This is a genomic window from Labrenzia sp. THAF191a (assembly GCF_009363335.1).
Lineage (GTDB): Bacteria > Pseudomonadota > Alphaproteobacteria > Rhizobiales > Stappiaceae > Roseibium > Roseibium algicola.
Map to the genome: position 1 here is coordinate 2,164,557 of NZ_CP045333.1, position 24,208 is coordinate 2,188,764.

The 24,208-nt window shown below is 60.2% G+C and carries 15 protein-coding genes; 14 read left to right on the top strand and 1 reads right to left on the bottom strand.

Going from position 1 to position 24,208, the window contains the following annotated elements; genetic code table 11:
* Positions 1-172: 172 nt before the first annotated feature.
* Positions 173-2,932 carry an AAA family ATPase gene (locus tag FIV05_RS10055; protein ID WP_152509462.1) on the bottom strand — a complete coding sequence of 920 codons (2,760 nt, stop codon included), beginning with the start codon at positions 2,930-2,932 and terminating at the stop codon, positions 173-175.
* A gap of 218 nt (positions 2,933-3,150) precedes the next feature.
* Here FIV05_RS10055 and FIV05_RS10060 point away from each other — a divergent pair, with 218 nt between their 5' ends.
* The 14 genes from FIV05_RS10060 (at position 3,151) to FIV05_RS10125 (ending at position 23,974) form a co-directional block, all read left to right on the top strand.
* Positions 3,151-4,425 carry a serine hydrolase domain-containing protein gene (locus FIV05_RS10060; protein ID WP_152509463.1) on the top strand — a complete coding sequence of 425 codons (1,275 nt, stop codon included), beginning with the start codon at positions 3,151-3,153 and terminating at the stop codon, positions 4,423-4,425.
* A 14-nt stretch (positions 4,426-4,439) separates the two neighbouring features.
* The gene (locus FIV05_RS10065; protein WP_152509464.1) at positions 4,440-6,161 is read left to right on the top strand and encodes a ShlB/FhaC/HecB family hemolysin secretion/activation protein; all 1,722 of its coding nucleotides are present in this window, start codon (positions 4,440-4,442) and stop codon (positions 6,159-6,161) included.
* Positions 6,162-6,254: 93 nt separating this feature from the next.
* Positions 6,255-7,817 (top strand): serine hydrolase, encoded by a 1,563-nt coding sequence (locus tag FIV05_RS10070; RefSeq protein ID WP_152509465.1) that lies wholly within the window; start codon positions 6,255-6,257, stop codon positions 7,815-7,817.
* A gap of 290 nt (positions 7,818-8,107) precedes the next feature.
* Positions 8,108-9,496 carry a sigma-54 dependent transcriptional regulator gene (locus FIV05_RS10075; protein ID WP_023003722.1) on the top strand — a complete coding sequence of 463 codons (1,389 nt, stop codon included), beginning with the start codon at positions 8,108-8,110 and terminating at the stop codon, positions 9,494-9,496.
* Positions 9,489-11,510 (top strand): HAMP domain-containing sensor histidine kinase, encoded by a 2,022-nt coding sequence (locus FIV05_RS10080; RefSeq protein WP_152509466.1) that lies wholly within the window; start codon positions 9,489-9,491, stop codon positions 11,508-11,510. The genes FIV05_RS10075 and FIV05_RS10080 overlap by 8 nt, the downstream gene beginning before the upstream one ends.
* Positions 11,511-11,912: 402 nt before the next feature.
* Positions 11,913-13,652 (top strand): OFA family MFS transporter, encoded by a 1,740-nt coding sequence (locus FIV05_RS10085; protein ID WP_152509467.1) that lies wholly within the window; start codon positions 11,913-11,915, stop codon positions 13,650-13,652.
* A 539-nt stretch (positions 13,653-14,191) separates the two neighbouring features.
* Entirely contained in the window at positions 14,192-15,208 is a 1,017-nt protein-coding gene (locus FIV05_RS10090; protein ID WP_152509468.1) for a substrate-binding domain-containing protein, read from the top strand.
* A gap of 115 nt (positions 15,209-15,323) precedes the next feature.
* The gene (locus FIV05_RS10095) at positions 15,324-16,841 is read left to right on the top strand and encodes a sugar ABC transporter ATP-binding protein (RefSeq protein ID WP_152509469.1); all 1,518 of its coding nucleotides are present in this window, start codon (positions 15,324-15,326) and stop codon (positions 16,839-16,841) included.
* A 71-nt stretch (positions 16,842-16,912) separates the two neighbouring features.
* Positions 16,913-17,857: an ABC transporter permease gene (locus FIV05_RS10100; RefSeq protein ID WP_075284065.1), complete on the top strand. Its 945-nt coding sequence runs from the start codon at positions 16,913-16,915 to the stop codon at positions 17,855-17,857.
* A gap of 26 nt (positions 17,858-17,883) precedes the next feature.
* Entirely contained in the window at positions 17,884-18,864 is a 981-nt protein-coding gene (locus FIV05_RS10105) for a sugar-binding transcriptional regulator (protein WP_055661135.1), read from the top strand.
* Complete coding sequence (locus FIV05_RS10110; RefSeq protein WP_152509470.1) at positions 18,854-19,849, top strand: aldo/keto reductase; 996 nt, start codon at positions 18,854-18,856, stop codon at positions 19,847-19,849. Before FIV05_RS10105 ends, FIV05_RS10110 begins: the two co-directional genes overlap by 11 nt.
* 60 nt (positions 19,850-19,909) lie before the next feature.
* Entirely contained in the window at positions 19,910-21,637 is a 1,728-nt protein-coding gene (locus tag FIV05_RS10115; RefSeq protein WP_173013978.1) for a glycerol-3-phosphate dehydrogenase/oxidase, read from the top strand.
* Positions 21,628-22,470, top strand: a complete 843-nt coding sequence (locus FIV05_RS10120) for a class I fructose-bisphosphate aldolase (protein WP_152509471.1) — start codon at positions 21,628-21,630, stop codon at positions 22,468-22,470. Before FIV05_RS10115 ends, FIV05_RS10120 begins: the two co-directional genes overlap by 10 nt.
* The gene (locus tag FIV05_RS10125; protein WP_152509472.1) at positions 22,463-23,974 is read left to right on the top strand and encodes an FGGY-family carbohydrate kinase; all 1,512 of its coding nucleotides are present in this window, start codon (positions 22,463-22,465) and stop codon (positions 23,972-23,974) included. Before FIV05_RS10120 ends, FIV05_RS10125 begins: the two co-directional genes overlap by 8 nt.
* Positions 23,975-24,208 lie beyond the last annotated feature (234 nt).

A 24,208-nucleotide genomic window follows, 5' to 3' on the forward strand; every position in this document is an offset into this window, starting at 1 on the left:
GTCCATTGAAATGAAGGGCATTCGGGAATTTATTGGCATGGCTAAAGGCCTCGTTTCCGGATCCGATGTTGCCACTGTGTCTCCTAGTCGGAGTGACGTGACCTAGAAGCCTGTTGAACGGCTGGAGACGCGGGCTGAAGTCCAATCCGGTCGCGGGTTGGCGAAGTGCTTCTCAGGTCAGTTGACCTGAAATCCGGTCCAGAAGGTCTTGCGCACGTTTTTCGTAAGTTACGGCGTTTTGGGTTCGTGCAAACCTGATTGCACGGCGAAGGGCGGATGAAGCGTTTCGGGTTCGGCCTGTCTGCACCGAGAGCAAGGCCCACAGGCGATGGAGATCCGCTTCGTGCCAGCGTTCGCCGGTGCGTCTGATGATCTTAAATGCCGACGCAAGTGCCTTCAGCCCTTCGGCCGGGCTACCACAGCGGCTGGTCGCTTCTGCGTAGAGTGACAGTCCGTAAGGACGGGTCAGCGTCACGTCCATTGCCGCCTGTGCGTTCAGACCTTCGTGAATTTGCTGAAGGCCGGAAGCGTTCCCAAGCTCTACCTGGGCCCACCCGGCCAGTAGGTCGCCATAAGGGCGCCAGAACGGAATTGCGGCTGCTTCGCAGGTTTCGATCAGGGCCGTCGCCCGTTCCAGCACACGCACCGGGTCTTCACGCTCACGAGCGATCAGTGCTCCTGCCCAAAGCATCTGCGCTCGCCCGAAAGGCTGCTCCAATGTATCCGTCAACGTCATGCCTTCGGTAAAAAGGCGTTCGGCACGTTCGCTTTGGCCGAGCAACTGATGAACGCAGGCGGCATACTGGCGGCAGACGATGCCGGGGTCTTCGCCAAACAGAACCGATGCCTCTGCGTTGTGGTTCGTGCCGTAGGCGCTGCAAACAGCGTTGATATGAGGCAGGCAGGCGGCAAGATCACCACGAAAGAACCGCGTTTGCCCGACGGCATTGTGGGCCACCATTGCGTAGAGCGCTGGTGCATCCTCTGCCAGGTTGTCGAGACCCTTGGCTAGTTCGTCGGCAGCTGCAAGGTCTGCCTTGGTCAGGTGGTGGTTCCAGAGCCCTGCAAGTGCGGGCACAATTGTCGTCGGGTCATTGGTTCTGCCTGCAAGTGTCGCGGCGCGTTCGTAAACGTCCCTAAGTTCGTCCGTGGTGAAGTGATCCCCGACGATAAGCGCCGCTCCCAGACCCAGTAGCGTGCGGCATTCCGCCGTGTGCATTTCGGGGTCAGGCTCGCAGGCGGCGAAGGAGACAAGCGCCTGCCGGAACTGGGCGGCCGCATCGGTGATTGCGCCGCGTTCCAGCGCGGTCAGGCCCGCAAGCCCTCGATGGACGGCAGCACGTTTCCAATCGGCGGCACGCTCGAAATGATCGGCGAGTGTGGACGCGATTTCGCCAGTGCGGGATTTGAACGCGGTTTCCAGCCGGCTGCCGATACGTTGGTGAAGTCCTTGCCGATTTGCGGCCGGAATAGCGTCGTAAAGCGCCTCCTGATAGAGCGCGTGCCGGAAGATGTAGCGTGTTGCCTGCGTCCCGTCCGGCCAGGCCATGACGCCAGCCCGTTCAATAAAGCGCCTGACGCTTGCAAGGCGGTCGAGAACCGCTTCGCCTTTTTCCACCTCGAGCCGATCATCGCTCAACATGGCAGCGGAAAAGCGAATTCCTGCCACGCTGGCAATGTCGAGTAATTGCCGCTCGTATGGGTCCAGCCGGCCGATTTCGCCCGCGATGAATTTTCCGGCCCCGCGTGAGATTGCCGAAACGATTTCATTGATGTCCTGCTCGGGTGCCTGCTGATTTTCGGAACTCTCCAGGACCCCGTCCCGATGCCACTGGTCGATGATCGCATCGACCAGGATGGCATGCCCTTCCGTTCTTCGCCTCAACTCGCCGGCAAGGGAGGCAGGCAGTCCGTGGTCCGGATAGCGTCGCTTGAGAAGGTCCGCGACGGCTGTTTCGTCGAGGCCGTCCAGCGTGATCGGGCTAAAGTCCTGAACACGTTGGAGGTAATGCAATGTCGTTTGAAGATCTCCGGACTTGTCCAGTTCATCAAACCTGTAGGTTCCAACCACAAGGGTTCTGGCAGGAGCGCGGCGCTGAGCCCAGGAAAGAAGCCATGCCAGCGTACTCTGATCGGCCCAGTGCAGGTCTTCCAGAATGATGACACCGGGCTGCTGCTGAGAAAGACGCTCCATGAGTGCGGTCAGCTCCCGCAACATTGAGTCCGGGTGCGTGTCCGTGAATTTTGCGGGCAGGGGAGCGGGCTCCCGGCCAGAACGAAGCTGCGGCAGCAGGTCTCGCCAGGACGGCGCGACATCCTCAAGAAGCCGCAAGACCTGTTTTCGTGACGCACCTTCGGCGAGCTGCGTCACGATCTCGATCAGTGGTCCATAGGGCTCCCGGGCACCCGGATGGGGAATGCACTGCCCCCGGGCAGACCAGAAGTCTGCCGTGCGTGGCAGCGTGGCGGCGAACGTCTCCACCAGCCTTGATTTGCCCGATCCGGCTTCCCCGGCGACAAGGCTCACAATGCGCTTGCCAGCGCGCACTGCCGCTGCGCAGTCCGCAAGGGACTGCAGTTCCGCGGTTCGGCCTACGCAAAGAGGGGCCGGTCCAGAGGTTTCCGTGCCGGAGTTCAGAACCGTGATCTTGCCGACAAGGCGGTAGCCCTGCCTGCCGACCGTTTCGATGAACCCGGGTGTTTCGGCGCTGTCCCCAAGCAAGCGTCTAAGCTCGCGGATACACTGCTTTGGACCGGTCTCGCGTCCATGCTGGTGTCCCCAGATCAGATGTCTCAGCTCTTGCTGGCTGACGATCTCTCCCTCGCGGGCGTGCAGCTCGACCAGCACGGCGAGAGTCTTGGGGCGCAAACGAACGGCTTCCCCGTCACGCAGCAGTTCGCCACGAGAAACATCAAGTTCGATTTTTTGCACTGAGACGCAGATTCCGATGTTCCGGTGAGACACGAGGACCGCGCCTCGATGAAGAATTACACTGACTGACGAACTACTTATACCATTTTTGCACCGTTGCCGACTTTGTTTGCCAGCCTGATTTCCCTACCACCAGTCCTCATGGGGACGCGCACCTGTGGCATGCCCCGCCGCAAGCGCGATCCCCCGTCTGCAATCGGAAAAGAGGACAGCCCAGATTGGCAAAATCGGTCACAACAGGCCCGGTGACAGCACGGGCCGTGCAATTGCTTGCAGCCCTGCTGGTGTCGGTATGCGGCGTTAACCCCGCCGCAGCGTCCGTATCATGTGTTGAGGATTTTGACCGGGGTGTGACTTCCGCGGCAGCAGACGCCAGGCCCGGCACGCCGCTCTCCGCAACACTTTCCCAACAGCTGGATGACGCGGTGCTGGCCGCGCTTCCACTTGCCGAAACGCCGGGCGTCATTGTTGGTGTCCAAACACCTCACGGCACATGGAAAAAAGGATACGGCGTCGCCGACCCGGCAACCGGAGCTCCGATGGAGCCGGGCATGCACACGCGCATCGGGTCCGTGACCAAGACTTTCACCGGAACAATGCTGCTGCAGCTTGCAGAGGCCGGACGGCTTTCTCTCGATGACACGATCGACGCCTATGTCGAGGGAATTCCCAACGGAGACAGGATCACGCTGCGCCAGCTCGCGGACATGACCAGCGGTGTGGCGAGCTACACCGCTTCCGAACGGTTTGTGGAGTTGTTTCTCGATCAACCCGGTGTCGCGTTTTCGCCCGAGGACCTGCTGACTTTTGCCGTCGAAAATTCCCCGCTCTTCGAGCCGGGAACGCAATACGATTATTCCAACACGAACACGATCCTCCTTGGCATGGTCATTGAAAAGACCACCGGGCAGCCCTTCGAAACGTCTTTGCGGAAGATGATCCTGGATCCTCTCGGACTGGAAAAAACAGTCTGGCCGGGAAGCAGGACCGAACTACCGGAGCCCTACGCGCAGGGCGTTACCCTTCAGGGGGGCGATGCGACGCCTGAGACACCTCTTGTTGCCACACACTGGAACCCGGCTTCGCTCTGGACGGCGGGGGAGCTGATTTCCAACATCGACGATCTGCTCGTCTATGGCCGAGCCCTCGGGTCCGGCCAAGGGCTTCTCGGCACCGAGATGCAGCAAGCGCGGCTGCGATCCTTCCGTCCGCCTGAAGGATACGGCCTGGCGCTTCGGTGCAACGGAGAGTGGGTCGGCCACACGGGCGAAGTGCCTGGATACACCACGGTCGTTTTCCATAGCCCGCGGACTGACACGACCCTTGTTGTCCAGGCGAACAGCGACATGCCTTCCGGTGACTGCGAGGAGGGAAAGGAGACGCAGGACGCCGACGAAGGTTCGGGTCTGACCTGCTCGCTGCCTGCCATGCGCATTTTTAACGCCGTCGCTCCGTTACTCGGCGAAACGGCTCCCCAGAACACCGCTGAATAAGAACGGAACCGTCCGTGACAAGACAGGTGCTGCCTCCCCCGGCAACGAAATCCCTGCGCGGTGCTGCCGCTGCTAATCCCAAATCGGCCTTTCGGCTTCGGGCTGCTTCGGTTCTGGTCGTCTCTTTGGTGGCCGCGGAGGATTCTCATTCTGCACTGGCTCAAACACTGGATCAGGCCGTCGCCGGGCAGACCGTCATTATCGAACGGTTCACGCCGCCTACAAGGGCGGGCACGGTCGACATCACGGTGCAGGATCAGCGCAAGCGTGTTTCCGAACAAGATGCCGAGAGTGTACGCTTCACCCTCCGCTCGGTATCGATTGCCGGTGCTCATTCGGTTTCGAACACCGATCTGTCGGCCATCTGGCAGGGCAAGATCGGCAAGAACATATCTCTTGCGGATCTCTATCGGATCGCGGAGGCGGTTGATGCCGCCTATCTGAGAGCCGGCTATTTTTCGATGACCGTCGTTCCGGTGCAGGACTTTGCGTCCGGTGCGGTCTCGCTCCGGGTCTACGAAGGCTATGTTGAAACCGTCGAGATCACCAGTTCCATCCCACGCATCAGGGAGCGCCTGGCACCCTATATCAACCGCCTGACCTCCATGCGGCCCATTCGGATCAAGGAGGCGGAACGCGTTCTGCTGCTGATGAGCGATCTTGCTGGTCTGCAGATCGAGGGAACAATTGTGCGCCCGGAAACGCCTACAGGTGGCGGTACGCTGAAGCTCGCGGTTGATTTCAGCCGATACAGCGCCGGCGTCGGTCTCGATAACCTTGGAACAGATACGATCGGTCCGCTGGAACTTTCCGGAAATGCCACGGTCAACGACATCTTCGGGTTGTTCGAAACGACAAGCCTGGTTGGGGTAACCGTACCGGACGCACCCGAGGAAATGGTGCTGCTGCAGGCTTCGCAGTCGGTTCCAATCGGGTTCAACGGGCTCTCCGCGGGCTACGATCTGACCTATGTGACCCAGAAGCCCGGCGCAGACCTGAAAGAGCAGGACATCCACATCGAAACCGTTATCGGTTCGGCTCATCTCCAGTATCCGCTCATTCGCACCATCGACCAGAGCCTTTATGGCAAGGTGGAAATCAATCTTCGGAACGACCGGATCGACGTGATGGGCGCGCGGGCCGCCCGTGAGCAGGCGCGTTGGGCGACGGTGTCCCTCAGGTACGACGTTGATGCAGGTCCGGCCTCATTTTCCGCTGGAGCCGAACTGGGGCAGAGCCTGAACCACAAAGGTGAAATGGAAATTGACCCGGACGACTATCGCTTTGGCCGGTTCAACTTCGGCGTCTCATACGATCTGGCGTCCATCGCGCGGCTTCAGCTGCGCACGGCCAGCCAGTATTCGCCGACACCGTTGCCCGGTGCGGTCCGGTTTGCTCTCGGCGGCGACCCCTACGGCTGGGCGTTCGATGGCGGCAGCCTCTCCGGTGACAGTGGCTTTGCGTCGGCGTTTGAAGTCAGTCACGACATCGAAACCGGATGGTCTGCACTTCCCGGTCTCACCCTGACGGCCTTTGCCGATTATGGCGTCGTCTGGAACGTGGATGAAGCCGCCGACTTTGCTCGCGACGAACTCGGTTCAGCCGGTGTCGGTGTCAGCGGCATGGTTGCCGACCGGGTGAATTTTCAGGTTCTCACTGCCACACCCTGGCACCGGCCGGAAAACGCTGAGGATCCGGGGACCCGGGTCTTCTTCAGGCTGGGTCTGGCGCTTTGACGACACCGGAAAGTATCGCCCCGGCCGGACCGGCCGAAACTCATCTGAAATGACCCGCACGCGCGAACAGCAAGACTGATTGAGAGGTTACACATGTCGTTCTTCCAGCTCACACGGCGCCGGTTCCTGGCGTCCGCGTCTCTCGCGGTTCTGGCAGCACCAGCCCTTGCCGAGGACCTGCCGCCTTCCAGAACGGCGGGAACCGAGGTTCCTCCTGGCCAGATCGACAAGGCGATCGCCGCGCTTGACGGGATCGTTGAAGACATCAAGGCACGCAGCAAGGTGCCGGGCCTAGCGGTTGCCGTCGTACACAAGGGAGAGACTGTCTACGCGAAAGGCTTCGGAAAGCGGGGCGACGAGGGCGCTCAGCCGATTGACGCCGACACCGTTTTCCAGATGGCTTCCGTCTCCAAGTCGATCGGGGCAACAGTCGTTGCCCGGCAGGTCACGCGCGGCGTTGTTTCGTGGGACAGCAGGATGCGCGACCTGCTGCCATGGTTCAGCCTTGCCGATCCCGAAATTACCGAACGTTTGACAGTGGGGGATCTCTACAGCCACCGTTCCGGTTTGCCGGACCATGCCGGCGACGATCTGGAAGACATCGGCTTTGACAGGCAGACGATCCTCGAACGTTTGCGCCTGCAGCCCCTGCGCGCCTTCCGGACGAGCTATGCCTACACGAATTTCGGCCTGACCGCCGGCGCCGAGGCGGTTGCCGAAGCATCCGGGGCCGAATGGGCCGACCTTTCTGACGAAGCCCTGTTTCAGCCGCTTGGCATGACCAGGACCAGTGCGCGGTTCGATGATTTCATGGCACGGGAAAACCGCGCGTTGCCGCATGCCAGAAGCGGCGACGGTTTCGAGGCGCTGTACCAGCGGCAGCCGGATGCCCAGTCGCCCGCCGGCGGGGTGAGTTCCTCCATCAACGACATGGCAAGATGGATGAAGATGGTTCTGGCCGATGGTGGGGAACTTATTTCTCCCGAAGCCTTGCAGCCTGCAATCAGTCCGCAGAGCTTTTCCAGCCGTCCCCATACGCCTGACGAACGCGCCGGGTTTTACGGCTATGGTTTCAATGTCGGCACTGACCCGTCCGGCCGGGTAATCCTCAGCCATTCAGGTGCTTTCATCCTCGGTGCGGCGACCTATTTCCTGATGATCCCCTCGCTCGACATAGGGATCGTGGTCCTGTCGAACGCGGCTCCTGTCGGTGCCGTTGAATCCATCGGCGCATCCTTCTCCGACATGGTGCAGTTCGGGCGTGTGACCCGTGACTGGTTCTCCGGATACGAAGGCCTGTTCGCTTCCTTCTATGCGCCTGCCGGTTTCACTGCCGGTGAAACGGCACCTGCCGCTGCTGCACCTGCTCCTGCGGCTGACTATTGCACCGGCCGTTACGGCCACCCCTACTTCGGCACGGTCGAGGTGCGAGAGGAAGATGGTGGGCTCGTCCTGCTTGCCGGTCCCCAGCCAATAAAGCTGCCGCTGCATGCCTGGGACGGATCAATGATGGTGTTTGACATTGCCAACGAAAATGCCGTGGCGGGTTCGCGCTCGACCGTGACTTTCTCAGGCAATGGCAAGGAAGCAAGCACCCTGGAAATCGAGCTCTTCGTGCTGAACGGGCCTGCGCGGTTCGAAAGGCTTGCGCAATAGAGTGAGTTGATTCTGCGACGCACATTCAAACCCCGCAGGGACATCCTGCGGGGTTTTTGCTTTCGCACACCCTCAGCGCCTGATCCGCAGAGAGAATAAGCAGAAGACGTCGGGATACTTGAGAGCCCCGGTGCTGAGGCTGTTTCCCGTCCGGGCAATTGGTCGCGCGATTTCAGATAGTTGCAATTGCACGTGCGTCTCCGGAAGACATTGCATACTGGAATATGCAATGCTCCGGGCCGGAGGATGGACCATGACAAAAGAACGGATGAAACTGCCGGGGAGGGGCTATGAAGAGCGGTGTTTCCAAACGTCCTGAAGAGGCAGATTCACAGCCGGAGTTCGGTCCCTGGCTGCCGCAGGCGTCGATCCTGATCGTCGACGACGAGCCTGGCATGCGCAATTTTCTGGTCCGCACACTCGAGCCTTATTGCAAACGCATCGAGCAGGCCGCCGACACGGTCGAGGCCTCGGCGCTTCTCGATACCCACCATTATGACGTGGTGATCCTCGACAATATCATGCCAGGCAAATCCGGTGTGGAATGGCTTGGCGAACAGCGGCGGATCGGGTTTTTCGCCGATGCGATCCTGATGACAGCCTATGCGGATCTGGAAACCGCGATCCAGGCCTTGAGGGCAGGTGCCGTGGATTTCATCCTCAAGCCCTTCCGGTCCAACCAGCTGCTGAACGCGGTTGCCAGATGTCTCGACCGGGTCACGCTGCTGCGGGAAAACCAGCTGTTGCGCCACCAATTGCAGGCAACATCCGACCATCTTCTTCTGCGTGACAAGCTGATCGGACATTCGCGCCAGATCGGCGAGATCCGCGAAACGATTTCCCGTGTCGCGCCACTGCCGACATCCGTTCTGATCACGGGGGAATCCGGAACCGGAAAGGAAGTCGCGGCCAGGTCGCTTCATGATCTTTCCGATCGGGCGGACAAGCCCTTCGTGCCGGTCAATTGCGCCGCCATTCCCGGAGACATGATCGAAGCTGAATTGTTCGGGCATCTCAAAGGCGCTTTCACCGGCGCCGGGTCCAGCCGCGACGGCCTGTTCATGCATGCGCATGGCGGCACGCTGTTTCTGGACGAGATCGGCGAATTGCCCATGGCACTGCAGAGCAAGTTGCTGCGGGCAATCGAAGATCGCAAAATTCGGCCGGTCGGGTCCGAGCGTGAAGTGCCTGTCGATCTGCGGTTCGTGTTTGCGACCAACGCAAATCTGGAGCAGGCCGTGGAGGAGGGCCGGTTCCGGGCGGATCTCTACTACCGGGTCAACGTGCTTCAGCTTGAAATGCCGCCGCTGCGCGAGCGTGGCGACGACATCCGTGAACTTGCGTCGCTGTTCATGCAGAAGCTGTCCGTTCAGCTTGGAATGCCGCCGGTACCGTTTACCGATGAGGTCGTCTCCGGGCTGCTGGCTTATGAATGGCCGGGCAATGTTCGCGAACTGCGCAACACGATCGAACGAACCTTGATCCTTGGACGCTTTCCGGCGGAGTTCCACAGTACGCAGAGCCTGTTGCTGCCCGGCGGGGAAACGCTGCAGGACATGGAGAAGCGTCATATCCTGATGGTGCTCGAGGAAGCCGGTGGAAACCGTGCCGAAGCGGCGCGGCGGCTCGGCATTTCGCGCAAGACCATCGACAGGAAGCTGATGGACTGGAATGGCTGAGGAGAGACGACGCCGGAAATCGGGAAGCCGCCTGTCCGTCAGAGTCAGGCTACTGGCCATCGCCCTGTTGCCGACACTTGTGGTTCTGCCACTCTTTCTCGGCTGGGCGATGGTGCGCTGGAACGCGAAGTTCGACTCCCTGTTGATCACCAAGGTCAATGGCGACCTGACCATTGCCCATCAGTACTTTTCGAGGATTCTGGAAAATTCGGGTGAAAAGATCGATGCGCTGGGCCAGTCGGCCTCCTTTCGCGACGTTGCAGACAGTGGTGATACCGCACTTCTGGCAGCGTTGCTGGAGCGGCGGCGTGAGGAACTGGGTCTCGATTTTCTGTATGTCGTGCGCAAGGACAGGACAGTTGAGGCTGCCTCTCCGCCAAGTGCCGTTCCGCCGGTCTCCAAGGATTGGCCGGTCATCGAACAGGCCTTTGCAGGATCTGCCACAACAAGTGTGGATATCTTCGAAGCCGGTGACCTGACGGCGATTTCTCCGGCACTAGCAGATCGGGCCCGCCTGGATCTCGTCCCGACACCCAATGCCGTGCCGACCGAAAGGGCCGCGGAAACACGCGGCATGGTGGTTCACTCCGCAAGCCCGGTCACCGTGCCGGGAGCGCCCGTGGCAGCTCTGGTCGGCGGCATCCTGCTCAACCAGAACCTCGTCTTTATCGACACGATAAACGATCTCGTCTACCGCGAGGCGAGTCTTCCCGAAGGCAGCCAGGGCACCGCGACGCTGTTTCTGGAAGATGTCCGCGTCAGCACCAATGTCCGTCTGTTCGAAGACAAGCGCGCGCTTGGGACGAGGGTGTCCGCCGCCGTTCGCCAGAAGGTGCTGGGCGAGGGGCAGGTCTGGCTGGACAGCGCGTTCGTCGTCAACGACTGGTACATTTCGGCCTATGAACCGATCACCGACAGTTTCGGCGAGCGGGTGGGTATGCTTTATGTCGGCTTTCTGGAGACGCCGTTCCGGGAAGCCAAGCTGGCGACGCTGGTCGCGCTGCTGCTGGGGTTCCTTGTCGTGACCGCCGGCAGCGTGCCGCTGTTCCTGAGGTGGGCTCGCGGCGTTTTCAAGCCACTGGAAAAGATGACGGACACCATTGCCAGCGTCGAAAAGGGAGACCTTGGCGCCCGCACGCGGTCCGAAGGCAGTGGTGACGAGATTGCGCGTGTCGCCCAGCATCTCGATCATCTGCTCGACCTGGTTCAGGAAAGCGACCGGCAGCTCAGGTCCTGGAACGAGGAGCTGAACACCCGCGTAGAGGAACGAACGCGCGATCTCAAGATGGCGAACAGGCAGCTGGAAGACACCACCAAGCAACTGATCATGTCGGAGAAGCTTGCCGCCATCGGCGAGATCACCGCCGGTGTTGCCCACGAGATCAACAATCCGATTGCGGTGATTCAGGGCAATCTGGAAGTGCTGCGCATGCTGCTCGGCGACCATGCCAAGGTTGCCAGTACGGAAATCCGCCTGATCGACGAGCAGGTCGACCGGATCAACCAGATCGTCATGAAGCTGCTGCAGTTCGCCAAGCCCGACGAATATGCAGGCTATGCCGATCGGCACGCACCGGACGAGGTGATTTCGGATTGTCTTCCGCTGGTTCGCCATCTCTTGCGCAAGACCGATATCGAGGTTGTTCGCGAGGCCACTGCCTCCCGTCTGGTGCTGATGAACCGGACGGAACTGCAGCAGGTGCTGATCAACCTCATCGTCAATGCCATCCATGCCATGCCCGGCGGCGGTACGCTGACGATGAAAACCTGGGACATGAACAAGGAAGATGTCGCCGGAGTGTCGATCGAGATTTCGGACACCGGTGTCGGCATGAGCGCGGATGTTATCGCGCGAATATTCGACCCCTTCTACACGACAAAAAGCCGGCAGGGCACCGGATTGGGGCTTTCGATTACCCAGACGCTGGTCAGCCGTCAGGGCGGTGATATCAAGGTGGAGAGCATCGAAGGGACCGGGACCGTTTTCACAATCTGGTTGCCTGAAAGCGTTTGACGTTTCGGGCGGGTCGCCTCTGAGTTGCCCCGGCAAAAATGCTGTTTGCCTGGTCAAGGGCTTCCGGACAGATTGTCCCAAACGGCCGGAAAACAACTTTTGAATGTGGACAAAATGTCCACTCACCTTTCTTCCTGAAAATCTAACTGTCTGAAATTCAACAGAAAAGAAACTGGCCCCGAACTTGCCATCAGCAAGGAGCTGCCGGAAGGCGCGGGACGGTACAACCGTTCCTGCGTTGCGGACCTGAAGCGGGAGGCTTCGACAGGTCCGCGTCTGCCGGGAGCGGGGCATCCGGCTTTGTCTTGCCGGACCGGGGGAGACATGACAGGCCGGCCGCAAAGGGACCGGCACCTTCCCGGAGGAATGCCCGACAACCGTGCATGGGAGGAAAATAAGTGCATGTTTGATCGGTTGAAAAAGGAACATATCGTCGCAGAGGACGGATTTAACCGCTGGAAGGTTCCGCCAGCATCCATCGCCATCCATCTTTGTATCGGCTCCGTCTACGCCTGGAGCATCTTCAACCCGCCTCTGATCAAACAGTTCGGTGTGGTTGCCGCAGCGCCGGAAGACTGGAGCCTGTCTTCGGTCGTCTGGATCTTTTCCGTTGCCATCGTGTTTCTCGGGCTTGCAGCTGCCTTTGGTGGCAAGTGGCTTGAGGAAGTCGGCCCTCGCATGGTCGGCGTCGTTGCCGCCATCTGCTGGGGTGGCGGTTTCATCATCGGCGGCTTCGGCATCATGACGCACCAGCTCTGGCTGCTTTACCTCGGTTACGGCGTGATCGGCGGCTGCGGTCTGGGGCTTGGGTACGTGTCACCCGTTTCCACCTTGATCCGGTGGTTCCCGGATCGGCGCGGCATGGCCACCGGCATGGCCATCATGGGCTTTGGCGGTGGAGCGATGATCGCAACGCCGATCAAGGAATATCTGCTCGGTCTATTCTACAAGGCACCGGACTACCTGGGTCCTGAAGGATCTGTTGCCCTGATCACCGAAGGAGGCAAGCGCCTTGCGGAAGTCAACGGCCAGATGGTGGAAGTGGTTATCGCAGGCGCCAAGCAGGTGGCAGCAGCGCCCGTTGCGCTTCAGGAGGGGATCTATGTGGTCGGTACCGGCAACACCGGGGCTGCAGGGACCTTCTTCACGCTCGGCATCGTCTATCTGGTCGTGATGATCATCGCGGCCTTCTCCTACCGGGTTCCGCGCGAAGGCTGGCGTCCGGCCGGCTGGACACCGCCAACTGCCGATGCTGCGTCCCGCAAGATGATCACCCACAACAACGTTCACATCGATCAGGCGCTCAAGACACCGCAGTTCTATCTGCTGTGGATCGTGCTCTGCTTCAACGTGACGGCGGGTATCGGCGTGATCGGCGTTGCAAAGACCATGATGACAGAAATCTTCGGCACCACGTTGCCGCTGATCGTGAATTCGGCCTTTGCGGCAACCTACGTGTTCATGATCTCTGTCTTCAACATGGTCGGGCGGTTCTTCTGGGCTTCCACCTCGGACTTCATCGGCCGCAAGAACACCTACCACTGCTTCTTCGTGCTCGGGATCATTCTTTACCTGTCGATTCCGTTTGCAGCAGAACAGGTGAGCGTCAATCCGGCCGTCACCTGGCTCGTGATGTTCTATGCAGCCACCATGATCATCTTCACGATGTATGGCGGCGGCTTTGCGACCATCCCGGCATATCTCGCCGATATCTTCGGCACCAAATATGTCGGTGGTATCCACGGGCGTCTGCTGACGGCGTGGAGTACGGCAGGCGTTCTTGGGCCGCTGGCGATCACCCAGCTGCGGAACATGTCCCTCAACAATGCGATCACGGATCTTGCCGCCAAGGTGGACCCGAGTGCCTTTGCCGAGAAATTCGGCGCGGGTGTCGATCAGCTCGACCAGCTGGTGGCCGCAAAGACGGTGACCGTTGCCCGGCTGATGGAAATCGCTCCGGCCGGCACGGTGGATCCCACGCCGAGCCTCTACAACACCACCATGTATGCCATGGCGGGCTTGCTCGTGATCGCGTTGATCGCGAACTCGCTGGTGAAGCCGGTGCACGACAAGCATCACATGGAAGCCGGCGCCGACGGGACCAGCCCGGTTCCGGAAGGTGCGGAGCCGGCGAAGGCCTGATCAAGGCTTCTGCCGTCACGACCAACCGGCCCGGAAGCTTCCGCTTCCGGGCCTTTTTTGTGTTCATATGCATCACAATGCTCAGGGACTGGGGGGCGGATTTCGGCCCCGACAGGGGCGCTCCGTCAGTTTCCCGCCACGTCCATGGTGAGCGATTTCAAGTGGTCAGGTGCAATGACTGTCACGAAAAGATATTTTCTCTCAATGGCTTGTGTTCTCTTCCGGGTCTTCGCGCGGCAAGTTCTCATTTGAGGTACTGGTTGAAATAAATTTCAGAAAAGGAAATAAATACCAAAACAGTTTGACGGCTTTCGGGGGCTGCCCTTATCCATGGTCTCACTGGGATAAAAACCAGTGTTTGAAATTTCTTGCAGTAAGCAAGTCTCTTTGACAGGCTGACCTGCAAGACCGGGAGGAGCAGCGTCAGGCTCCCTGCGTTGAGAGGAACGCAGACTGGATGTCCTGACAATCTGAAATCGATCACCCATCGGGCATTCGACCGTTCGCGGTTGGCAGCCCGTTGGTCCAGGGAGGAAACCATGGGCACTTCTATCTTCAAGGGAATTCTCGCGTCGACCATGCTGTCGGCTGCAGTTCTGACCGCAGCTCCGGCCGCGGCAGATGGTTTGAAATGCGAGCCGGGCGAAACCTACATCATGAACGTGATGGTTTCCGGCCATCCCTACTGGGTGCCGGTCTATCAGGGCTTCAAGCAGGCTGCGTCCGCATTCGGCTGCGAGACGATCTTCTCCGGCACGCCGGACTATGACATCACCAAGCAGATCGCATCCTTCGAGCAGGACATGGTCAAGCAGCCGGCTGGCGTCTTGCTGCACCCGATGCAGTCCGATCCGTTTATCGAGCCGATCGACCGGGCCGTCGACAACGGCACGCAGGTCGTGACCTTCGCGGCGGATTCTCCGAAGTCCAAGCGCAGTGCCTATATCACCTCAGACAACCTTGCCGAAGCCAAGTTTGCCGCCGAAGAAATCGTCAAGCAGGTTGGTGACAGCGGGGAATATGCGGTTCTCGAAAACCCGGGTCAGTCGAACCACGATCTGCGCGTGACCGCGCTGCTCGACTACATGGGAGAGCACTACCCGAACATGAAACTGGTCGGCCGCCAGGCGACCAACCAGGACAGCAATGCCGCCTACCGGGCAACGGCCTCTATCCTTCAGGCCAACCCGAACCTTGCCGCTCTCTGGATCCCGGAAGCAGGTTCAGCGGAAGGAGCTGTCGCAGCGGTGCTGGAAGCGGAAGCGAAAGTGCTGATCATGCATGCCGATGTAACGCCGACCACACTTGAGCACATCAAGGCCGGCAACATCCACATGGCGCTGAATCCGAACCAGGGCATGCAGGGGTTCATGGGCTTCATGGCCGTCTTCCTGGCCGCACATTCCGACGTGTTCGATCCGTTCAACGACTACAAGGTGTCCGGCTACAATCCGGTTCAGATCCCTTACGTCGACAACGGCTTTGCCGTGATCACCAAGGAAAACGCCGACAGCTTCGACCTCAACGCCTACATGGAAGGCCGCGACCCGAGCTGATGAACAGACCGGGGTTCCTGGAGAGCCCCGGGTGATACGGCGGGCTGCCTGCAGTCGATGCAGCAGATCAGGCAGCCCGTTCCTTCTACGGAATTGCGAGCAAATCGGCCCTGTCATGACTGACGATGTGATCCTCAAGATCTCCAACCTCTCGAAATCCTTCGGGCCGGTGCAGGCGCTCAAGGGGGTAAGTTTCGAATTGCGCAAGGGCGAGATCCATGCGCTAGCCGGGGAAAACGGTGCCGGCAAATCGACGCTGATGAATATCATCGACGGCATCCTGCAGCCGGACAGCGGAGAAATCCGCTTCGATGGCGAACCGGTGGTCATTTCATCTCCGGCGATGGCGCAGAAGCTCGGCATCGGCTTCGTTCACCAGGAGATTGCCCTGTGCCCCGATGTGACGGTTGCCGAAAACATCTTCATGGCGACGACCAATGTCAGCCGTTCGTTCCTGATGAATTATCGTGCGCTTGAAAAGAAGGCCGCTGAAGTGCTGGGCCAGCTTGGCGACATCGATCCGACAACACTCGTGCGGGATCTGTCGATTTCCCACCAGCAGCTCGTCGAGATCGCCAAGGCCCTGACACTCGATTGCCGGGTGCTGATCCTGGATGAGCCGACCGCGGCGCTGACAGAGAAAGAAGCGCAGATCCTCTTCAAGATCATGCGCCGTCTTGCCGACAAGGGCATCTCGATCATCTACATCTCCCATCGCATGGTCGAGATCTTCGACAATTGCGACCGGGTCTCCGTTTTCCGGGACGGCACCTACATCACGACCCGCAATGTTGCGGAGATCCAGCCCGATGACGTGGTCAATGCCATGGTCGGCCGGGTGATCGATGAGCTTTACCCGCGCAAGCAGTCCGAAAGCGAAAAGACGGACGATATCATTCTGGACGTTCAGAACCTGAGTGAACGCACGCGTTTCAAGGATGTCTCGTTTCAGCTCCGCAAGGGCGAGATTCTCGGGATTGCCGGGCTGATAGGCGCCGGGCGCAGCGAGATCGTGAAGGGCATCTGCCGGCTTGAAGGCGACGTGACCGGGGAGGTTTCGCTCAATGGCCGCAAGCTGTCGCTGAAGACCTATCGCGACAGCATCTCCGAGGGCATCGTCTATCTGTCCGAAGACCGCAAGGGTGACGGCATCTTTCTGGATATGTCCATTGCCGCCAATGTTTCCGCCCTGAAGCCGGAACAGGTGGCGAATTCCTTCGGTCTGATTGCCGGAAGCCGGGAGGAGGCGCAGGCAGACACGCTTGGCAAGCGTCTCAATCTCAAATGTGGCTCGCTGTCGGACCCGGTGTCATCGCTTTCCGGAGGCAACCAGCAGAAGGTTGCGATCGCGAAAATGCTGTCGGTCAATCCGAAGCTGATCTTCCTGGATGAGCCGACGCGTGGTGTCGATGTCGGCGCAAAGGCGGAGATCCATCGCATCCTGCGCAATCTCGCCAGCAGCGGGGTCGGCATTCTGGTGATCTCGTCGGAGTTGCCGGAACTGATCGGCGTTTGTGACCGTGTGCTGGTCGTCCGGGAGGGACAGATCAGCGGCGAAGTCACGGGCGATCAGATGACCGAAGAAAACATAATGCACCTGGCGTCCGTGGGCGCCCAGGCAACCATAAACTAATCGTGGGGGAAACCATGGAAGACGCCGTCTCCCTGACAGACGCGCCGAACGGCAAACCGGCAGACGTATCGATGATCCGCAAACTGTTGCGCATGCGTGAAACGGGACTGATCGCGATCATCCTTGTGCTGTTCATCGTGATGTCCTTCGCCTCGCCCTACTTCCTGACCTGGGTGAACATGCGCGCCATGGTCATGGCCTTTGCGGTGGAAGGCATCGTGGTGGTCGGTATGACCATCCTGCTGATTTCCGGCGGGATCGATCTTTCGGTCGGTTCGGTGACAGCGCTGGCCATGGTGATTGCCGGCTGGCTGTTCCTGAACGGGGTCGACCCCTGGGCCGCGTCGGCGATTTCGATTGCCGCCTGTACGGCCATCGGGGCGTTCATGGGGTTCTTTGTCACCCGCGTCGGCCTTCATCATTTCATCGTATCGCTGGCGATCATGGTGATCGCCCGGGGGGCATGTCTTCTGGGCACGGGCGGGCGTCCGCTCGGTCTGTTCACACTGCCGCCCGAGTTCAAGTTCATCGGCCAGGGGTCCATCGGACCGATCCCGGTCGTGATCCTGATCTTCCTTGTGGTGGTGATCGGCTTCGACTTCCTGCTACGCCGCACGACGATGTTCCGCAAGGTGTTCTATACCGGCAGCAACGAGAAGGCCGCAGCCTATTCCGGCATCCGCACCAAGCGCGTGGTGTTCTTCACGACCACCCTTTGCTCGGCTCTGTGTGGTGTGGCCGGCATCATCTACATGGCTCGCTTCGGCTCTGCCCAGCCGACCTTCGGCATCGGCATGGAACTGAACGTGATTGCGGCGGCCGTTATCGGCGGGGCGAGCCTCAAGGGTGGTTCGGGAACCATTTTCGGGGCAATCCTGGGGGCGGTGCTGCTGTCGGTGGTCTCCAGCTCGCTCGCGCTTCTGGATGTCTCGGTCTACTGGCAGGACATCATCCGCGGCTCGATCCTGCTGGCGGCGGTCTCCATCGACCACTATCTCGTCAAGAAACGCGCCTGACCCGGCTCCAGCGAAGAGGCAACCAGATGGCGGACAAGAAAAACGATATCGAGCTGATGCGCCAGATGCACACGGTTCTCGTGCTGCATTTCCTGGAAGGCAAGAAACAGTCGGAAATCGCCGAACTGCTCAACCTGTCGACGTCCAAGGTGAACCGTCTGATCACCCAGGGCCGCAAGATGGGCATGATCAAGATCGATATCGAGAACCCGTTCCAGCGGTTGACGGATCTGGAAAACCTGCTGGAACAATCGACGCCGCTTTCAAAAGCGCTCGTTACATCGTCCGTCGAAGGCAGCCCGAACACGACGCTGAAGCAGGTCGGGCTTGCCGCAGCCAACCATCTGGTGGAGACCATCCGCGATGGTGACATCATCGCCATCACAGGCGGCAAGGCAGTGGGTGCGGTGGTGCAGAACATCGAGACCGACCGGAAGTTCGACGTCACCGTGGTGCCGCTCACCGGAGGTGTGCAGGGCAAGTACCACACGGATGTCAATCATCAGGCCAGCCTGATGGCCGAGAAGCTCGGCGGCAAGGCACTGCAGCTTCATGCGCCACTCTTTGCCGAAAGCCGGGAACAGCGCGACATGCTGATGGAAGTCGGCTCCATTCGCGAGGTCCTGGACCTGGCACGGCAGGCAACGATCGCTCTGGTCGGCATCGGATCCATCGCGACGCCCGGGTCGAGTTACTACGATCTGCATCCGATGCCTGAATCGGACCGCAAGATGCTGGTTGGCAGTGGCGTCAGCGCCGAATTCCTGGCCTACCTGATGCGCCAGGACGGGACGGTTGCCGACTACGCCCTCAATTCGCGGCTGGTCGCACTGGCGCCTGAAGAGCTGCGGCGCTTCAAGCGCGTCATCGGGGTGACCTCGGGCGATGAAAAGATCTGGCCGATCCGGGCCGTTCTCAACGGAAACTATCTGAATTCACTCATCTTGGACGAGGACACCGCGGGAGCGGTCCTTGCAACCATGGAAGGCAAACAGAATGTTGCATGAAATGCTGACACGCGAGATCGGACGTTCAGGCATCGAGGCGTCGGCTATCGGGCTCGGCACCTGGGCCATTGGCGGCTGGATGTGGGGCGGCACGGATGAAGCCAAGTCGATTTCCGCAATTCAGGCTTCCATCGATGAAGGCATCAGCCTGATCGACACCGCACCGGCGTATGGCCAGGGGCTGTCGGAGGAGATTGTCGGCAAGGCGATTGCGGGCCGCCGCGAAAAGGTGGTGCTGGCAACCAAATGCGGTCTCGTCTGGCACACCCAGAAGGGCAATCACTTCTTTGATTACGACGGCAAGCCGGTGCACCGGTATCTCGGCAAGGATGCGATCGTCCATGAGGTAGAGCAGAGCCTGAAGCGGCTTGGGACCGATTACATCGATCACTACATCACCCATTGGCAGGATCCGACCACGCCGATTGCGGAAACCATGGAGGCGCTGGAAAGCCTGAAGACCCAGGGCAAGATCCGCTCCATCGGTGCCAGCAACACGACCGCCGACGATGTGAAAGCCTATGTGGCTGCAGGGCAGCTGGACGCGATCCAGGAAGAATATTCGATGATCAAGCGCGACATCGAGGAGACCCTGGTGCCGCTCTGCCTCAAGGAAAAGGTTTCAGTTCTGAGCTATTCATCGCTGGCGCTGGGCCTTCTGACGGGCAAGATCGGTCCTGACAGAACCTTCGAAGGTGATGATCAGCGCAAGGACAACCCGCGGTTCTCGGTCGAAAACCGCCGCAAGGTTGCCAGGCTGATGGATGCCATCGCGCCGATAGCGGAGGCCCATGGAGCCACCAAGGCCCAGGTGGTAATCGCCTGGACGCTGCAGCAGCCGGGCATCACCTTCTCCTTGTGCGGAGCCCGTGATCCGGAGCAGGCGCGGGAGAATGCCAAGGCGGGGCGCCTCAGGTTGACCAGTGAGGAAATCGGGCTCATCGGCGATGCCGCCGCGACCCATCTGACCGAACTCGCCGCTTAAGAGACTTCGAAATTGAGATTGGAAAGGGCACCGGGCATCCGTCCGGTGAACGGGGAAGGCATGTCCGAACAACGGCAAGGAAAATGGGACCGTATCGCGCGTGACGGCGCCTTCGACGCCGTTGTCGTCGGCGGCGGTATCAACGGGATCGGGGTCTACCGGGATCTGGCGCTGCAGGGTGTCAGGGTGCTGCTGGTGGAACGGAACGACTTTTGCTCGGGGTGCAGTTCTGCCTTGTCGCGCATGATCCATGGAGGATTGCGCTATCTGGAAAACGGCGAGTTCGATCTGGTGCGCGAATCCCTGCGTGAACGCGACGCACTGCTGGTCAATGCGCCCCATCTGGTCCATCCGCTGCCGACCGTCATTCCCATCGGATCGCTCTTTTCCGGGCTCCTGAACAGCGCGGCAAGTTTCTTCGGCTTTTCGGGTCAGCCATCCAGCCGGGGAGCGGTTCCGATCAAGCTCGGGCTGACGCTTTATGACTGGGTGACACGCAAACGCCGGCTGTTGCCGAAACACCGTTTCCGCGGAGCGAAGGCGACCCGGGATACCTGGCCGGGCCTGACCGGTGCCATCCGGTGTTCGGCCACTTATCACGATGCCTGGATCAGCCACCCGGAGCGGCTCGGTCTGGAACTGGTCAGGGAGGTGGAAGAGGTGGCTCCCGACTGTGTCGCCCTCAACTATGCCTGTCTTGAGCCGGCCGGGAGCGGTTTTGTTGTGCGTGATCAGGTGAGCGGCCGAACGGAAGAGATCTCGGCGAAGATCCTCGTCAATGCCACTGGCGCCTGGCTGGATGATGCCATTGATGAGCTTGCCGGCAATTCCAGCCACGAACGCCTGGTGTCGGGTACAAAGGGATCGCATCTCATTCTCGACAATCCGGCGCTGGAGAAGGCGCTTGGCGGCCATATGGTCTATTTCGAGAATTCGGATGGCCGGGTCTGCATTGTCTTTCCGTTCTTCGGCAAGGTGCTGGCCGGGTCGACGGATATCCGCGTCAAGACGGCCGAACGTGTGCGCTGTGAGCCGGAAGAAGAAGCCTACATTCTGGGCTCGCTCCGGCTGGTCTTTCCGGAGATCGACTTCAATGCGGATGATGTCGTTTTCAGTTACAGCGGCATTCGGCCGTTGCCGAAAAGCGATCATGATTTTACCGGCCGGATTTCCAGGGGCCATTTTACCAAGCGTATCGAAGGACCCGTTCCGCAGATCTGCATGATCGGCGGCAAGTGGACAACGTTCCGTGCCTTTGCCGAACAGGCGACGGACGAAGTGCTCAGCGAACTTGGCCGGACCAGGCAGGTCGGCACCCTGTCGCGCCCGATCGGTGGCGGTAAGGATTTTCCTGATGCTGCCGTGATCCTGGAGCGCGACCTGATCTCGAACCATGGCATTGGCCCCGCGCGCGCCGCGCACCTGGTGGCGACCTATGGCACCACGGCGACGGAGCTGCTGGCCTTTTGCCAGGGCCGGCCGGACGACGAGGCGCTTTCGCCGGAGACGGAAATCACTGCCGCCGAAATCGCCTTCCTCGCCTCCCGCGAAAGCGTGGTGACCCTTGCCGACATCGTGTTGCGGCGGACGACACTCGCCATCCAGGGACTGATGAGTGAAGAGCTGCTCGACAAGCTGGCGGCAATCGCCGGTGAAGAACTCGGCTGGTCCGACGCAGAGTGTGGGCTTCAGCGCGACCGGCTGATCGAAGACCTTTCCACCTATCACGGCGTCTCGTTTGAAGATCGCCGGAACCAAGACACAAGCAGGAGCAGAATATGCGTTTGAGCCCCAAAGCCCGGATGAACCGGATGTTCACCCACGGTGGCTGCCTGGATGTTGCCGTTGATCATGGCGTGTGCAACGAACCGAGCTTCATGGTTGGCCTGGAAGACATGGCCGGTGTTGTCGACACCCTGGTCAGGGCCGGGCCTGATGCGATCCAGATGGCCTATGGCCAGGCGGATCTGTTGCAGTCGCGTCCGGAGAAGGACAAGCCGGCGCTGGTGATGCGCATCGACATGGGCAACCCCTACAATGACCAGCGCCACCGGGTGATGTGGTCGCTGCTGCAGAATGCCGACGAGCCGATCATCGGGGCTCTGGAAATGGATGCGGCTTGTGTCGTCGTGAACCTGTTCATGTTGCCGGACGAGCCGGAGCTGTTTCGCCAATGCGTGGAGAATATCTCAAAGGTGCGCGCAGCCTGCCACAAGTATGGCATGCCGCTGATGATCGAGCCGCTGGTGATGCTGCCGAACGACATCCGGGGTGGTTATCAGGTTGATGGCGACGCAGACAAGATCGTGACACTGGTCCGGCTGGCAAGCGAGATGGGAGCTGACATCATCAAGGCGGACCCGACCGACAACGCGGAAGATTTCCACCGGGTGGTCGAAGCGGCGCGCGTTCCGGTTCTGGTGCGTGGTGGCGGCAAGGAAGACCTGAAGACCGTTCTCCGGAAATCCGCTGCACTGATGCGCCAGGGTGCCAAGGGCATGGTCTATGGCCGCAACATCTATCAGCACGACAACCCGAAAGCGGTGGTTGCGGCACTCATGGCAATGATCCACAACGGTGCCGACGGTGACGAAGCATGGGACATCTATAACCGTGGCTGACGACAGGACTTATCTGCTGGGGCTTGATGCCGGCAACACGGTGATCAAGGCTGTCCTGTTCGATCTGGCGGGCCGCCAGGTGGCGATGAGCGCGCTGGACGGTCAATCGTTTTCACCTGCTCCCGGACATGTTGAACGTGACCTCGGCGAGTTGTGGCGCAATGCGCAAACGGTGATCCGGGAGTGCCTTGAGAAAGCCGGTGTCGAGCCTTCGCAGATCGCGGCGGTTGGTTGCGCCGGGCACGGCAACGGTCTTTACCTGCTGGACAAGGACCATGAGCCACTGCTGGGCATCCAGTCGCTGGATACGCGCGCCGCGGATCTTGCAGGCAAATTGCGTGAGGCGCATGGCGACAGGCTGCACGCCCTGTGTCTGCAGGAGCCGTGGCCGTCCCAGACCCCGACGCTGCTTGCCTGGATCAAGGACAACCGGCCGGATCTTTATGCCCAGACGGGAACCGTGCTCCTGTGCAAGGACTTCATCACCTTCAAGCTGACCGGAGAGCGCGTCAGCGAGATTTCCGACATGTCGGGGTGCGGTTTGCTCAGGTTGCCGGACAATCTCTACGACAGGGAGCTGCTGGAACTTTATGGCCTCGGCGAGGCAGAGCCGATGCTGCCGCATCTGGTCGAACCGGCGGATGTTGCCGGGCATGTCACGGCCGAAGCCGCGGCTGCGACCGGACTGAAGGAAGGGACGCCGGTTGTCGGCGGCTATTTTGACGTGATCGCCAGTGCGCTCGGGTCGGGCGTTGTCCATCCCGGCGAAGCCTCGATCATTGCGGGCACCTGGAGCATCAATCAGGTCTTCTCGGAGACACCGATCGTCGACAAGGCGATGTTCATGGCCTCGGGTTTTGCCACCGGCCGGTTCGTCAATATCGAATCGAGCGCAACATCGGCCGCCAACCTGGAATGGTATGTGCGAGAGCTGGTGGAGCGCGGGAAACATCACGACGATCCGTTCGGCTATTGCAACGCGAGGATCGCGGAAGTCACGCCCGCGGCGGACGACCCGTTCTTTCACCCGTTCCTTTACGGCTCGCGGCTTGGGGCGGACTTCCGCGCCGGGTTCTATGGTCTCGCCGGCTGGCATTCTGAAGGGCACCTGCTGCGGGCCTTGTTCGAAGGGGTTCTCTTTGAACATCGCCGCCATATCGAGGTGCTCGGGAGAACCGGTGTCACGTTCGACCGGGCAGTGCTCTCTGGAGGCGGGTCACGCAGCCCGGTCTGGCCGCAGATGTTCGCCGATTGCCTGGGCGTTCCGATCACCGTTGCGGAAGCTCGTGAGACGGGTGCGCTGGGCGCGGCCATTGGAGGCGGTGTTGGTGTCGGTCTCTTCGCCGATTACGAGACGGCTGTTGCAGCCATGACGAGGGCGCAGAAGGAATACCTGCCGGTGGCTGCGATGAAATCGCACTACGACCGGCGCTACCGGACCTACTGCAAACTGACGGATGCTCTTCGGTCCTTCTGGGCCGATATGCATGTCATGGACGAATAGTCCTCTTGGAGGAATTGCCGAAACGTCAGGATCTTCTAGTGTGAGTGAAACAGCCGGGCGAATTCGCATCGGCGAGCACCCACATATGTCTTTTTTCGAGTTTGCGAAGAAACATAAAACCTGATCAGGATGAGGGTGTTAAAGGGTCTCATCAGTGCCGGCGGAAGATTGCCTGGTCCGGCATGATGCAGATCATCGAAGTTTGGATCGCAGCAGGAAAGACTGCGGACGGGA